The organism is Enterobacter sp. WCHEn045836 (assembly GCF_003965585.1).
In the GTDB taxonomy this organism is placed as follows: domain Bacteria; phylum Pseudomonadota; class Gammaproteobacteria; order Enterobacterales; family Enterobacteriaceae; genus Enterobacter; species Enterobacter dissolvens.
Map to the genome: position 1 here is coordinate 407,168 of NZ_RXPT01000001.1, position 13,782 is coordinate 420,949.

The following is a 13,782-nucleotide window of genomic DNA, read 5'->3' on the forward strand; positions in this document are numbered from 1 at the left end:
TCAGTTTCATGATGTTCATTCGCTAAACCGCTTGCAAGCAGATCGCCGAAACCGGTTTCATTTTCGTGAACGGAGTCAAGTTTGCGCGCCACCTGAGGTGTCACAGAAAAAAAGATCCTCGCGCCGAGAATAGGCTCGCAAACGTTTGCCTGGACTGTTAGAATTGCGCCGATTTTTCTTACTAGCTATGCAATCGCGTGGGGACTTGAGCCGTGACCAACAAAACTTCTCTCAGCTACAAAGATGCCGGTGTTGATATTGACGCAGGTAATGCGCTGGTTGACCGAATCAAAGGTGTGGTGAAAAAAACCCGCCGCCCGGAAGTAATGGGTGGTCTGGGTGGCTTCGGCGCACTGTGCGCGCTGCCGCAAAAATATCGTGAACCTGTTCTGGTCTCGGGTACTGACGGTGTAGGCACAAAACTGCGCCTGGCGATGGATTTAAAACGTCACGACACGATCGGTATCGATCTGGTCGCGATGTGTGTAAACGACCTGGTGGTACAAGGCGCTGAGCCGCTGTTCTTCCTCGACTACTACGCGACCGGCAAACTGGACGTGGATACCGCAGCCAGCGTGATCAACGGTATCGCCGAAGGCTGTCTGCAGTCTGGCTGCGCACTGGTTGGCGGTGAAACCGCGGAAATGCCTGGCATGTATCACGGCGAAGATTATGACGTCGCAGGCTTCTGCGTGGGTGTGGTAGAAAAATCAGAAATTATCGACGGCAGTAAAGTGGCTGATGGTGATGTGCTGATTGCGCTGGCCTCCAGCGGCCCGCACTCTAACGGCTACTCGCTGGTGCGTAAAATCCTCGAAGTAAGCGGTTGCGACCCACAAACCACTGAGCTTGAAGGTAAACCTCTGGCTGACCATCTGCTGGCACCGACCCGCATCTACGTGAAAAACGTGCTGGAGCTGATTGAGAGCGTTGACGTTCACGCCATTGCCCACCTGACCGGTGGCGGCTTCTGGGAAAACATTCCGCGCGTACTGCCGGACAACACCCAGGCGGTAATCGACGAATCGTCCTGGCAGTGGCCAGCGGTCTTTAACTGGCTGCAAACCGCGGGCAACGTGAGTTCTCACGAAATGTACCGCACCTTTAACTGTGGCGTGGGTATGGTGATCGCCCTGCCCGCGAGCGAAGCGGATAAAGCCGTTAAGCTGCTGACGGACAAAGGTGAAAACGCGTGGAAAATCGGTATTATCAAAGCTTCCGATTCCGAACAGCGTGTGGTCATTGAATGAAAAACATCGTGGTGCTCATTTCCGGCAACGGAAGCAATTTGCAGGCCATCATTGACGCCTGCAAACAGAAGAAAATCAATGGCACCATTCGGGCAGTATTCAGCAACAAGGCCGACGCGTTCGGCCTCGAGCGCGCCCGGGAAGCAAACATTCCCGCGCACGCGCTGGAAGCCAGCCAGTTCGCCGGCCGTGAAGCCTTTGACCGCGAGCTGGTTCAGGAGATTGATGCCTACGCGCCGGACGTTGTGGTGCTGGCGGGCTATATGCGCATCCTGAGCCCGGCGTTTGTCGGGCACTACGCCGGGCGTCTGCTGAATATCCACCCTTCGCTTCTGCCAAAATATCCCGGCCTGCACACCCATCGTCAGGTGCTGGAAAACGGCGATGAGGAGCACGGGACTTCGGTGCATTTCGTGACCGATGAGCTGGACGGCGGACCGGTGATCCTGCAGGCGAAAGTCCCGGTCTTTGACGGCGACACCGAAGACGATGTCACCGAACGCGTGCAGAGCCAGGAACATGCCATTTATCCGCTGGTGGTCAGCTGGTTTGTCGACGGGCGTCTGGCGATGCGCGACGGTGCCGCCTGGCTGGACGGCGTGCAGCTTCCACCGCAGGGTTATGCGGCCGAAGAGTAGTGTGTGATGTCGGGTGGCGCTGCGTTTACCCGACTTCCTCACCTCAGTCTCAGACACGCCTCTTCTCCAACCCTCTAAAATCCTCAACAAAAAAAATAACTGTCATACTTTTCTGGCACTGTTGGACATATCGTGGAAATGCTCGCCATAATAAGGACGAGACGGATTTACCACGTCCTGTGATTGAACTGGAGTGTGAGCTGTAATGGGTCAGGAAAAGTTATATATCGAGAAAGAGCTAAGCTGGTTAGCATTCAACGAACGCGTACTCCAGGAAGCGGCAGACAAAAGCAACCCGCTTATCGAGCGCATGCGCTTTTTGGGCATTTATTCCAACAACCTTGATGAGTTCTACAAGGTTCGCTTTGCCGAACTGAAACGGCGGATCATCATCAGCGAAGAGCAGGGCTTAAACTCTCACTCGCGCCATCTGTTAGGCAAAATTCAGTCCCGCGTGTTGAAAGCCGATCAGGAATTTGACGGCCTGTATAACGAGTTGCTGCTGGAGATGGCACGCAATCAAATCTTCCTGATTAACGAACGTCAGCTCTCCGTTAACCAACAAAACTGGCTGCGCCACTACTTTAAACAGTATCTGCGTCAGCACATCACCCCTATTCTGATCAACCGCGAAACCGATCTGGTGCAGTTCCTGAAAGATGACTACACCTACCTGGCGGTGGAAATTATTCGCGGTGAATCCATCCGTTACGCGCTGCTGGAGATCCCGTCCGACAAGGTGCCACGCTTTGTGAACCTGCCGCCGGAAACCCCGCGCAGACGCAAGCCGATGATCCTGCTGGATAACATCCTGCGTTACTGCCTGGACGATATCTTCAAAGGCTTCTTCGATTACGATGCGTTGAACGCCTATTCGATGAAGATGACCCGTGACGCCGAATATGACCTGGTGCATGAGATGGAAGCCAGCCTGATGGAGCTGATGTCCTCCAGCCTCAAGCAGCGTCTGACGGCCGAACCGGTGCGCTTTGTCTATCAGCGTGATATGCCAGACGCGATGGTGGAAATGCTGCGCGACAAGCTGACTATCTCGCGCTATGACTCCATCGTGCCGGGCGGTCGTTACCATAACTTTAAAGACTTTATTGGCTTCCCGAACGTCGGCAAAGCCAATCTGGTGAACAAACCGCTGCCGCGCCTGCGCCACCTGTGGTTCGATAAGTTCCGTAACGGTTTCGACGCCATCCGCGAACGCGACGTCCTGCTCTACTATCCGTACCACACGTTTGAACACGTGCTGGAGCTGCTGCGTCAGGCCTCCTTTGACCCGAGCGTGCTGGCAATCAAAATCAATATCTACCGCGTGGCCAAAGACTCCCGCATCATCGACGCGATGATCCACGCCGCGCACAACGGCAAAAAAGTGACCGTGGTGGTTGAGCTGCAGGCACGTTTCGACGAAGAGGCCAACATTCACTGGGCGCGCCGCCTGACCGAAGCGGGCGTGCACGTCATCTTCTCTGCGCCTGGCCTGAAAATTCACGCCAAGCTGTTCCTGATCTCCCGTAAAGAGGGTGACGACGTGGTGCGCTATGCCCACATCGGTACCGGGAACTTTAACGAGAAAACCGCACGAATTTATACCGACTACTCGCTGCTGACCGCCGACGCGCGCATCACCAACGAGGTGCGCCGGGTGTTCAACTTTATTGAGAACCCGTACCGCCCGGTGAGCTTCGATTATCTGCTGGTGTCACCGCAGAACTCGCGCCGCCTGCTGTACGATATGATCGACAAAGAGATCGCCAACGCCCAGAAAGGGTTGTCCTCCGGCATCACGCTGAAGCTCAACAATCTGGTCGACAAAGGACTGGTGGACAGACTGTATGCCGCGTCCAGCTCTGGCGTTCCGGTCAATCTGCTGATCCGCGGCATGTGTTCCCTGATCCCTGAACTGGAAGGCATCAGCGACAATATTCGCGTCATCAGCATTGTTGACCGCTACCTTGAGCACGATCGCGTCTATATTTTCGATAATGCGGGAGATAAACAGGTCTATCTCTCTTCTGCGGACTGGATGACACGCAATATTGACTACCGAATTGAAGTCGCGGCGCCGCTGCTGGATCCGCGTCTGAAACAGCAGATCCTCGACATTATCGAGATTCTGTTCAGCGACACGGTGAAAGCACGCTATATCGACAAAGAACTCAGTAACCGCTATGTACCGCGCGGCAACCGCCGCAAAGTGCGGTCACAACTGGCGATTTACGACTATATCAAATCACTCGAGCAACCCGATTAACCTATGCCGATAAATGATAAGACCCCACGACCTCAGGAATTCGCCGCGGTCGATCTTGGTTCTAACAGTTTCCACATGGTCATCGCCCGTGAGGTGGATGGCGCGCTGCAGATCATCGGTCGTCTGAAGCAGCGCGTACACCTGGCAGATGGTCTTGATGAACGCAGCATGCTCAGCGAAGAGGCGATGGAGCGCGGCTTAAACTGCCTGTCGCTGTTTGCTGAACGCCTGCAGGGCTTCTCGCCTTCCAGCGTCTGCATTGTGGGCACGCATACCCTGCGCCAGGCGCTGAATGCCCCTGAATTCCTCAAGCGTGCGGAAAAAGTGATCCCCTACCCCATTGAGATCATCTCCGGTAACGAAGAGGCGCGTCTGATTTTTATGGGCGTTGAGCACACGCAGCCGGAAAAAGGCCGCAAGCTGGTGATTGATATCGGCGGCGGCTCCACAGAGCTGGTCATTGGCGAAGACTTTGAACCGCGTCTGGTGGAGAGCCGCCGTATGGGCTGCGTCAGTTTTGCGCAGATGTATTTCCCGGGCGGCGCGATCTCCCGGGAAAACTTCCAGCGGGCGCGCATGGCCGCCGTTCAAAAGCTGGAAAATCTGGCCTGGCAGTACCGGATCCAGGGCTGGAACGTCGCGCTGGGGGCGTCGGGGACCATCAAAGCGGCCCATGAAGTGCTGCTGGCGATGGGTGAAAAAGACGGTTTTATCACCCCCGAGCGCCTGACGTTGCTGACTGAAGAGGTGCTGAAACATAAAAGTTTCGACGCCTTAAGCCTGCCGGGTCTTTCCGACGAGCGAAAAGCGGTGTTTGTACCGGGGCTGGCTATCCTGTGCGGCGTATTTGATGCGCTGGCCATCAAGGAGCTGCGTCTCTCTGACGGTGCGCTGCGTGAAGGCGTACTGTATGAGATGGAAGGTCGCTTCCGCCATCAGGATATTCGCAGCCGCACCGCGCAAAGCCTGGCAAACCAGTACAACATCGACCGTGAGCAGGCGAAGCGGGTGCTGGAAACGACCGTACAGATGTACGATCAGTGGCAGGAGCAAAATCCGAAGCTTGCTCATCCGCAGCTTGCCGCCCTGCTGAAATGGGCCGCGATGCTGCACGAAGTGGGGCTGAACATCAACCACAGCGGCATGCACCGCCATTCCGCCTATATTCTGCAAAACAGCGATTTGCCGGGCTTCAACCAGGAGCAGCAAACCATGATGGCCACACTGGTGCGCTATCACCGCAAAGCCATTAAGCTCGACGATCTGCCGCGCTTCACGCTGTTCAAGAAAAAGCAGTTCCTGCCGCTGATCCAGCTGCTGCGTCTGGGCGTGCTGCTGAATAACCAGCGTCAGGCCACCACCACGCCGCCCACGCTGAAACTCAAAACGGATGACCATCACTGGACGCTGAGCTTCCCGCACGACTGGTTTAGCCAAAATGCGCTGGTTCTGCTGGATCTGGAAAAAGAGCAGCAGTACTGGGAAGCGGTCACCGGCTGGCTGCTCAAAATCGAAGAAGAGAGCGCCGACGTCGCGGCGTAACGGCTCAGGCGTCCGCTACGGACGCCTCTGCCTCCAGCAGTGATTCGAGTGCCACCGGCCGACCTATCAGATAGCCCTGCACATAATCGATGCCAAGCGCGTGCACCGCGCTACGTATCTCTTCAGTTTCCACATATTCCGCAACCACCAGCATCTTTTTCATTCGCGCTAAATGGCAAATAGAGGCCACAATCTGGTAATCCAGGCTGTTGCTGACGATATTGCGAATAAAGCTGCCGTCAATCTTGAGGATGTCCGCATCCACGCTTTTCAGCCGCGCATAGCTCGCATAGCCGGTACCAAAATCATCAATCGCAATGCGTACGCCCATTTTTTGTAGCTGCCTCAGGGTCTGCATCGCCTGCTCCGCGCTGCCGAAGGTGCTGCACTCGGTCACCTCAAAGATCAACTGCCACGGCTCCACGGCGTAGGTGGTCAGGAGTCGACTCACCTCCAGCGGGAACTGCACGCGACAGACGGTTGAGGGGGCAAGATTAATGGCAAAGCGCTGGCCGGGCAGCCTGTCACGGTGTTCGGCCAGGAAGCGTAGCGTGCGCTCCAGCACCCACAAATCGACCCGCGACGACAGGCCAAACTCCTGAGCGACGGGCAGGAACCGATCGGGAGTAAGTAACGCGCCGTCCGCATCCGGCATCCGCAGCAGCACTTCATGATAGCGATCGCCACGCAGGCCGCGAACGGGCTGCGCCAGCAGGGTGAATTCGTTGTTGTCGAGCGTCTTTTGCAGGCGGCTCATCATCGCGACTTTATCCTTCAGGCTGCGCTGCAGATGGACTGCACCACGCTGCTGAAGATTTTCCGGATGGTTAGTGGAGAGCGACAGATCGGCAATCTCCCCCAGCTCTCCTAACACCAGATAGAGATGATTCACCGGTGAACGCACGTAGCAGTAACTTACCCCCACCTGCGGCTGCAGCGGCATGCCATCCCAGACAAAGCGGAACTGTTTAATGTGCTCGTCAAGCGTATCAATGCGCTGCTGGTGTGATTCCGCGTTCAGCCGTACGGCCAGGTCACAGCCGGTCAGGTGATAGACGCGCTCGTTGGGCTGGAGCGTACCGTTAATCCATTGCGCCAGCTGCTGCTTGTATAAAATACGCAGTAACACACCGTAGTTTCGCCCCAGCACCTCCAGTTCAGGAATGCGCAGTAAACAGAGCGCTGACCACGGTTTTTTAGCCAGTTCCCGCGACAACGCCCGCAGGTTGGGCATATGTACGACCGGGTCAAGAAGCGCCAGTCTGCTGGCGCGCTTATTCACGGCGCGCTGGCGAGTCGCCAGCATCGACATATAAATCACCACAAACGAGAAGACCAGATAGCTGGAAGAGGTGATCGCCAGTTGAATGTCATATCCCTGGTTCACAGGAATATAGCGGTAATAATAGTGAATAGACACCAGCAGTACCGGCGTCCAGATAAGCGACGTCAGCCTGTAACCAAAGCGCATTGCCCCCCAGAGCATCACCGGCATCAGGAGCGACAGGGTGTAGTTGGTGGTGAAAATAGAGCTATTTTCATTCATCGGCATCAGCAGCAGTAACAGCAGCCCGCCAAGGACGAGAAACCAGAGCAGAAACTCAGTGACCGTCACCTTTTTGTCTATCTGGGCGCGGATCTGAGAAATCAGTGCCCGGAAATAACGCGGATGGCGAATCAGCCGGATCAGCAGGTAGCTCAGCGGTACGCCCGTCAGCCCACTCACCAGCAGCGCCTGATAGTTAACCAGGGTGCGAATATTAAGGGGATTGAGTCCCGCCAGGCTCTGGCGACTCTCGTACACGCCAAGATATACCGCAAACTGAAACAGCACCAGAAACAGCGTGGCAGGGCAAAAGACTTGCCAGAAAATGCGCTGCGCCATCAGTCGCACATCCCCGTAAGCCGTCATATTACGTCTGGGAGCAAAGACGCGATAACCGCCCCAGCTCAGCACTAAAGGAATGATAAAATGGAAAACCGCGGTGATGGTTTCAAACAGCCCAACTGACGCGTAGTAGCGAAGAAACAGCGATAACACCATTCCGGGAATGGCGGCGGCGCCGAAAAACAGCATTAACGTGAGCAGGAAAAACAGCGGCAGATAATAAAGAGCCACAATACCATCACCCAGTTGCGTCAGGGTATTGGCCGCGCTCAGCACGGGGAGCAACACCACCGGTAAAATAAGCGGCAACGCCCACCAGCGGTCTTTATTCTGTTTCAGGAAAGCAATAGTGTTCATAGATGCCCGGTTAACCCCTCTTTCTCCTGAGGGAAAATGAAGACAGGCATCCGACCTGACGTACGTGCTGCCCGCTAACACACGGGGCAAGCAGTATGGAGGAGGGATTTTAAATACCACTGCGCGGAATCCGTTGACTTAAATCAAACTATTTAATTCAAAATTTCCTTTCTTCTGTTTTTTTCCGGTTAATTTTCTTCGTGTTATCAATATCGTAAATGCAATTATTATTTTTAATAACATCGGTTAATGTATATGTTGACGGTTATTTACACATCGCAGAATTGACCCACCCTTCCCGCTGTGCCTTAATATCCGCGTCGCCCAAAAGGGTATGTCCAGGAAAAACACAGTGAGTCAGGCCACACGTATGCGAAAACGACATCGATTTAACACTCGAATGACCCGCATCATACTGCTAATCAGCTTCCTGTTTTTCTTTGGCCGCTTCGTTTATTCCTCCATTGGTGCCTGGTATCACCATCAGGACAAACTCCAGTCGCAGCAAACCAGCCTGAACGTCGATACTGCCGATCGCTAATCCGCCGGTGGGTTTTGTATTATCCGAATAATGGCCGCGATCCCTTTGCTGAGGATCTTATCCTGACGCATCACAACAGCCAGCTGCCGCTGCAATACGGGTTCAAGCGACATGACGCTTAGCCCTTCGCGGTCAGCGGCATGTTCAACCGCCATTCGCGGTACAATGCTATAACCCAACCCCGCGCGAACCATCCGTTTAATGGCCTCAATGCTGCCAAGCTGCATCACCGGCGCAATCGCTAACCCACATGCCGCAAACCAGCCATCTATCAGCGCGCGGGTGCCACTGCCGGATTCAAAGGCAATCAGCGGCTGAAGGTGCAACGCCTCAGGGGTTAAACGCGAAAATCGCTCCTGCTGCATAAGCGAGGCAATAAAAACAAACTCTTCGTCCATCACCGTCATGACGTCCAGACTTTTACCACTGACCGGCAGGGTCACCAGCCCCAAATCGAGACGGTTTTCTTCTATCGCCCTGACAATGTCGAGGGTGTTGCCCGTGGTTACCCCCACTTTCAGGAGCGGGTAGTCGCTGCGTAACTGCTGCAACAACGGCGGTAAAAGATGGATACAGGCCGTTGCGCCAGTGCCAAGCGTCACGGTGCCGCTCACGTCGTGGCTGAACTCACTCACGGAACGAACCGCTTCATCTACCGCCTGCTGAATACGCTCTTCGTGGAGCAGCAGAGCCTGTCCGGCAGGTGTAGCCTTGATGCCGCGCCCGGTTCGTTCTACCAGCCGCGCTTGCAGAAACTGTTCCAGCTGACGTATTTGCAGACTAACGGCGGGCTGGGAAATACCGAGCAGATCCGCTGCAGCCGAAAAACTGCCGCGCTGGATCACCAGACGGAAGGTCGCAAGATGTCCCAGATTGAGCGTCGTCATGCAAAGTTTCTCTTATACGGGTCATAAAGATACGGCACTGCCAGCACAATACCGCGCCCGTTATGCTCAGGACAACTGAATAACGGAATGAAAACTCATGGAAACACCTGCACTTCCCCGCCGCCTCGCCCTCACCGCCGGATGTAATCAACTTATCAACTGGGGGATCTCTTTTTATATGCCCGGCACTTTTGCCCTCGCCATTATCGCCGACAGGGGATGGACATCGCCCCAGCTCTATCTCGGCCTGACGCTGGCGATGCTGGTGATGGCCGCCGTCTCCCCTTTTGTCGCCCGTCTGCTGGCACGCTTTGGCGGGCAAAACGTGGTGATGAGTGGAACGCTGCTGATCGCCGTAAGCTGCGCGGGGATGGCATACACCCAAACCCTTTTCGGCTGGTACAGCGCCTGGCTGGTGACCGGTATCGGGATGCGCCTGTCGCTCTACGATGCGCTATTCGCCGCGCTGGTAAACCTGTATGGACAGCAGGCGCGAAAAACGATCTCACGCATTACGCTGGCAGGTGGGCTGGCGTCTGCTGTTTTTTGGCCGCTGGGAGACACGCTGTTGAAGGTGATGAGCTGGCAGCATGCGCTGCAAATTTACGCTCTTTTTGGACTGCTGAGCGCGGTATGCATTCGAACCCTCCCCCAACAGCGTCTGGCGATTACCCGCAGCGTAAGTGCCCCCATCCCGGCCGGTGAACGGCATAACGGCTGGCTTTACGCAACGTTTATCGCCCTCATTACGTTCGTCTCTAACGGCACATCCACCCACCTGCCGGCGTTTATCGCCAGCGTCGGCCTGCCGATCGCCCTCGGCATGCTGTGGGGACTCGGCCAGACGGGGGCGCGCGCAATCGAGGTCATGGCGGGAGCCCGCTCAACCCCACTCTCCCTTACGCGCTTTACCGCCCTCGCGATGCCGCTCTGCTTTCTTCTTGGGCTAAGCAGTACCCTGTATGCCTGGTGTGCTGCCGGATTTGTGCTGGGCTATGGCGCCATCAACGGGCTGGTGACAATCGTCAAAGCCACGCTACCGCTGGCGCTGTTCAGCGCTGAAAGCTATGCCCGGCGCACTGGTTTGCTTCTGATCCCCGCACAACTGATGGCAGCAGCGTCGCCGTTTGCATACGCATGGCTTAACAAAACGCTGGGGATCGCGGGTGCTATGTGGGTTTCTACCGGGTTAACGCTTGTAATTGCCGGGCTGGCGATCGCCATTGTGCGCCGTTCGGGCACGCAGAATGTATCACACTGTATCGAGAACGCCCCGCAGACAAGCCGGTACAAAAAGCCGCCCGCAGCAAACATCTCTGATACATAAAAATGGTCTTCTGTGTTCGTTATCACTATGAACCGATAAGGAGACACAGATGATTCGCCGATATTTATTGCTCCCGGCCCTGGCCGTGGCATCGGTCAGCTCCTGGGGGGCACCACTGGATAATCTCAGCGCCGCCGACGTCAACGGTCCGGCTGCCGTTGCCCCGCTTGAGCAGCCCCAGCCGCCCGCCAGGCTGATTGTCGATCCGCCGCTGGCAGGCCCGCTGAGTAAGGGCGCCGTCTTTATTCAGTACCGTGTTGAAAACCTGCGCATTGAACCTGTCTTTGGACCCGACGCACTGAAAGTCACTCCGCGCATCGGCCATATTCACGTTGTGGTGGATGACGCCCCCTGGCACTGGGCGGACACCAGCGGTGAGCCGGTGATTCTGGTGGGACTGCCCGCCGGAAAACACAAGGTGACCATTATCCTGGCCGACCCGACACATAAGCCTCTCGACCATAAAACCCTTGAGTTCACCGTGCCGCCGCATGCGCCGGTCCACCATTTCTGAGGAGCCTGAAGATGAAAACAGTATCGATACTGACGGCGGGTCTGCTGGCGATGTCGGCCAGCGCCTTTGCGCAGAGTGAAACCAGCGTGGTGCTGGTGCATGGCGCCTTTGCCGACGGCAGCAGCTGGAATAAGGTGATTTCCCGTTTACAGAAACGCCACACCGAGGTTATCGCCGTTCAGCTGCCGCTCACATCGCTGAAAGATGACGTAGCGGCCACCCGGCGCGCCATCGCCCGCGCACACGGGGATGTGGTACTGGTAGGTCACTCCTGGGGCGGCACCGTGATTAGCGAGGCCGGCAACGATGCGCGGGTGAAAGCGCTGGTATATGTGGCGGCGTTCGCGCCGGACGCCGGTCAGTCAACGGCAGAGCTGGCGAATAGCTACCCGGCGCCACCGGGGAGCGCGGGTATCGCGAAAACCGCGGACGGCTTTTTATACCTGCCGCCTGCGTCGGTCAGTAAGGACTTCGCACCGGATGTGAAAGCGGGTGAACAACAGATTATCGCCGCCACGCAGGGGCCAATAAAGGGCGATGCGTTTGGTGAAAAGATCACTCGCGCGGCGTGGCACGCTAAGCCGAGCTGGTATGTGGTAAGCAAGAACGACCGGATGATCAATCCTGAGCTTGAACGCGCGATGGCGAAGGCCATCCATGCGAACACCACCGAGGTCGCGGCAAGCCACGTGTCGATGGTGAGCCAGCCGGAAGCCATTGCGCGCACGATTGAGCAGGCGAGGCAGATGCACTGAAGACAATTCGGCCAGCGGCGCTGTGCTTGCGCGAGCCTACGGTTTCGCAGGTCGGGTAAGCGCAGCGCCACCCGACAAGAAAGGCCGCTTCAGCCCCCACTCTCTGCGGGATAATCCCGGTTAATCCACGCGTGGTCCTCTTCCCACGTGAACATCCATTTGCGCACCGGCCCGGCCATTACGTTGAGGTAGTAGCTGTCATACCCCGCCATGGTTGCCACCGGGTGGTAGCCCTTCGGCACCATCACCACGTCACGGTTGTAGACCGCCATGCATTCATCCAGCGTTCTGTCGTCAGTGTAGACCCGCTGCATGCAGAAACCCTGCTCCGGGTTGAGGCGATGGTAATAGGTCTCCTCCAGATACGTCTCCTGGGGCGGATTATCCGTGTCGTGCTTATGGCTCGGGTATGAGCTGGTGCAGCCTTCGTTGGTCCAGACCTCCACCACCAGCAGGCTGTCAGCCGGTTTGTCTTCCGGCAGAATGTTGTGCACATAGCGCTGGTTATGGCCTTTGCCGCGCGCTTCAGCGTCGATATCCTGCGGTGCAATCAGCCGCGTCGGCCAGCTACCTTTACCCGGAGCGGCGCAAACCGCCAGTTCCAGCTTCGTGAGCGCCTTCACCTGCACCGTCTCCTGCGGGGTAACGTACACCGCCCACGGCTTGATGCGCTCGAACGGGCTCATCCGCTCGCCTATATCGTTAAACTGCGCGGAAGGCGTGCTGATGGAGGCGCGCCCGGCCACCAGTACCAGACAGCGCTCTTCGCTGACCGCGGGCAGCGTCAGCTGCTGCCCCTCCTGCAGCTCATAGGCCTCAAAGCCAACATATCCCCACCCGGCGCGTTCCGGCGTGACGGACTGGGTCCGCCCCTCAGCGTTCGGCTGTTGCCAGCGTGATAACAGACGTGACATGTCACCTCCTCAGATAAGCCCGGCGTCGCGCGCCAGGCGGCTCAGGTTGTTATACCCCAGACGGGCATAGGTCAGCGGATGGGCAATCGCCGGATCCTGCTCCGCCTCCACCACCAGCCAGCCGTGATAATCCTGCGCTTTCAGCAGCTGCATGATCGGCGGATAATCCACGCAACCGTCGCCCGGCACGGTAAATACGCCGCTCAGCACCGCATCGAGGAAGCTGGTTTTGCGGTTTTTGACATCCGCCAGCACGTCGGCACGCACGTCTTTGCAGTGAACGTGGTTGATGCGCGACGCCCAGCGCTGCGCCACCGCCAGCGGATCGGCCCCGGCAAAAGTCAGGTGACCGGTGTCCAGCAGCAACCCGACCTCTTCGCCGGTATGGGTCATCAGGTTGTCCACGTCGTCAGCGGACTCAATCACCGTCCCCATATGGTGGTGATAGGCAATTTGCACGCCCTGCTGCTGGGTGTAGCGGGCAAATTCCGTGAGCTTCTCGCCATACTCCTTCCAGCGTGCCTGCGGAAAGCGCGGGCGCAGATGCACCGGCGTCTGCTGCTCGCCGTGAATGCAGCCGCTCACCTCCGCAAATACCAGCACTTTAGCCCCCAGCTCACGCAGCAGCGTCAGGTGGGACTGCACGGCAGCAATCTCCTCTTCCACTCTGCGCTCCAGCAGGCGACCGGAGTACCAGCCAGAGACCAGCTGCAGATCGTGGCGCTGCAAAATGGGGCCAAGCAGGCGCGCTTCACGCGGGAATTTGTTACCCAGTTCGAAACCGGCAAAACCGGCCTCTTTCCCCTCGCTCAGACAGGTCTCCAGCGGCGTTTCGGCACCAAGGGAAGGCAGATCGTCGTTAGTCCATGTCAGCGGGTTAATGCCTAATTGCACACTCATTGT

12 protein-coding genes are annotated in these 13,782 nt (G+C 56.9%); 8 read left to right on the forward strand and 4 right to left on the reverse strand.

What is annotated here, in order from left to right:
• The first annotated feature begins 212 nt into the window (after window positions 1–212).
• The 4 genes from purM to ppx all read left to right on the forward strand — a co-directional run bounded on the left by purM (window position 213) and on the right by ppx (window position 5,696).
• Complete coding sequence (gene purM / locus EKN38_RS01890) at window positions 213–1,250, forward strand: phosphoribosylformylglycinamidine cyclo-ligase (protein ID WP_014832866.1); 1,038 nt, start codon at window positions 213–215, stop codon at window positions 1,248–1,250.
• Window positions 1,247–1,888 (forward strand): phosphoribosylglycinamide formyltransferase, encoded by a 642-nt coding sequence (gene purN / locus EKN38_RS01895; RefSeq protein ID WP_014832867.1) that lies wholly within the window; start codon window positions 1,247–1,249, stop codon window positions 1,886–1,888. Before purM ends, purN begins: the two co-directional genes overlap by 4 nt.
• 205 nt (window positions 1,889–2,093) lie before the next feature.
• Complete coding sequence (ppk1, locus tag EKN38_RS01900; protein WP_014832868.1) at window positions 2,094–4,154, forward strand: polyphosphate kinase 1; 2,061 nt, start codon at window positions 2,094–2,096, stop codon at window positions 4,152–4,154.
• 3 nt (window positions 4,155–4,157) lie between these two features.
• Window positions 4,158–5,696, forward strand: a complete 1,539-nt coding sequence (gene ppx, locus EKN38_RS01905; RefSeq protein ID WP_014832869.1) for an exopolyphosphatase — start codon at window positions 4,158–4,160, stop codon at window positions 5,694–5,696.
• 4 nt (window positions 5,697–5,700) lie between these two features.
• Here ppx and EKN38_RS01910 read toward each other — a convergent pair whose 3' ends face one another.
• Window positions 5,701–7,941, reverse strand: a complete 2,241-nt coding sequence (locus EKN38_RS01910; protein ID WP_014832870.1) for an EAL domain-containing protein — start codon at window positions 7,939–7,941, stop codon at window positions 5,701–5,703.
• A gap of 370 nt (window positions 7,942–8,311) precedes the next feature.
• Here EKN38_RS01910 and EKN38_RS01915 point away from each other — a divergent pair, with 370 nt between their 5' ends.
• A complete protein-coding gene (locus tag EKN38_RS01915; RefSeq protein ID WP_028027964.1) occupies window positions 8,312–8,482 on the forward strand; it encodes a YfgG family protein in 171 nt (56 codons plus the stop codon).
• On the opposite strand, the gene EKN38_RS01920 is transcribed toward EKN38_RS01915, so the two are convergent.
• Window positions 8,479–9,369, reverse strand: a complete 891-nt coding sequence (locus tag EKN38_RS01920; protein WP_014832872.1) for a LysR family transcriptional regulator — start codon at window positions 9,367–9,369, stop codon at window positions 8,479–8,481. The two genes, EKN38_RS01915 and EKN38_RS01920, sit on opposite strands and share 4 nt — an antisense overlap.
• Window positions 9,370–9,466: 97 nt before the next feature.
• Between EKN38_RS01920 and EKN38_RS01925 the strand changes: the two genes are divergently transcribed.
• The 3 genes from EKN38_RS01925 to EKN38_RS01935 are packed head-to-tail and all read left to right on the forward strand — an operon-like array spanning window position 9,467 to window position 11,965.
• The gene (locus EKN38_RS01925; protein ID WP_014832873.1) at window positions 9,467–10,696 is read left to right on the forward strand and encodes an MFS transporter; all 1,230 of its coding nucleotides are present in this window, start codon (window positions 9,467–9,469) and stop codon (window positions 10,694–10,696) included.
• A gap of 49 nt (window positions 10,697–10,745) precedes the next feature.
• Window positions 10,746–11,210, forward strand: coding sequence for a DUF6130 family protein (locus EKN38_RS01930; RefSeq protein WP_014832874.1), 465 nt, complete (start codon window positions 10,746–10,748; stop codon window positions 11,208–11,210).
• Between the two features lie 11 nt (window positions 11,211–11,221).
• The gene (locus tag EKN38_RS01935) at window positions 11,222–11,965 is read left to right on the forward strand and encodes an alpha/beta fold hydrolase (protein ID WP_014832875.1); all 744 of its coding nucleotides are present in this window, start codon (window positions 11,222–11,224) and stop codon (window positions 11,963–11,965) included.
• Window positions 11,966–12,054: 89 nt separating this feature from the next.
• On the opposite strand, the gene iolB is transcribed toward EKN38_RS01935, so the two are convergent.
• Window positions 12,055–12,879 carry a 5-deoxy-glucuronate isomerase gene (iolB, locus tag EKN38_RS01940; protein ID WP_014832876.1) on the reverse strand — a complete coding sequence of 275 codons (825 nt, stop codon included), beginning with the start codon at window positions 12,877–12,879 and terminating at the stop codon, window positions 12,055–12,057.
• A 9-nt stretch (window positions 12,880–12,888) separates the two neighbouring features.
• Window positions 12,889–13,779, reverse strand: a complete 891-nt coding sequence (iolE, locus tag EKN38_RS01945; protein WP_014832877.1) for a myo-inosose-2 dehydratase — start codon at window positions 13,777–13,779, stop codon at window positions 12,889–12,891.
• Window positions 13,780–13,782: the final 3 nt, after the last annotated feature.

Bases quoted from the DNA above. Each gene is read 5' to 3' on its own strand.
- purN (WP_014832867.1), top strand. From the start codon at position 1,247: ATGAAAAACATCGTGGTGCTCATTTCCGGCAACGGAAGCAATTTGCAG.
- ppk1 (WP_014832868.1), top strand. From the start codon at position 2,094: ATGGGTCAGGAAAAGTTATATATCGAGAAAGAGCTAAGCTGGTTAGCA.
- ppx (WP_014832869.1), top strand. From the start codon at position 4,158: ATGCCGATAAATGATAAGACCCCACGACCTCAGGAATTCGCCGCGGTC.
- EKN38_RS01910 (WP_014832870.1), bottom strand. From the start codon at position 7,941: ATGAACACTATTGCTTTCCTGAAACAGAATAAAGACCGCTGGTGGGCG.
- EKN38_RS01915 (WP_028027964.1), top strand. From the start codon at position 8,312: ATGCGAAAACGACATCGATTTAACACTCGAATGACCCGCATCATACTG.
- EKN38_RS01920 (WP_014832872.1), bottom strand. From the start codon at position 9,369: ATGACGACGCTCAATCTGGGACATCTTGCGACCTTCCGTCTGGTGATC.
- EKN38_RS01925 (WP_014832873.1), top strand. From the start codon at position 9,467: ATGGAAACACCTGCACTTCCCCGCCGCCTCGCCCTCACCGCCGGATGT.
- EKN38_RS01930 (WP_014832874.1), top strand. From the start codon at position 10,746: ATGATTCGCCGATATTTATTGCTCCCGGCCCTGGCCGTGGCATCGGTC.
- EKN38_RS01935 (WP_014832875.1), top strand. From the start codon at position 11,222: ATGAAAACAGTATCGATACTGACGGCGGGTCTGCTGGCGATGTCGGCC.
- iolB (WP_014832876.1), bottom strand. From the start codon at position 12,879: ATGTCACGTCTGTTATCACGCTGGCAACAGCCGAACGCTGAGGGGCGG.
- iolE (WP_014832877.1), bottom strand. From the start codon at position 13,779: ATGAGTGTGCAATTAGGCATTAACCCGCTGACATGGACTAACGACGAT.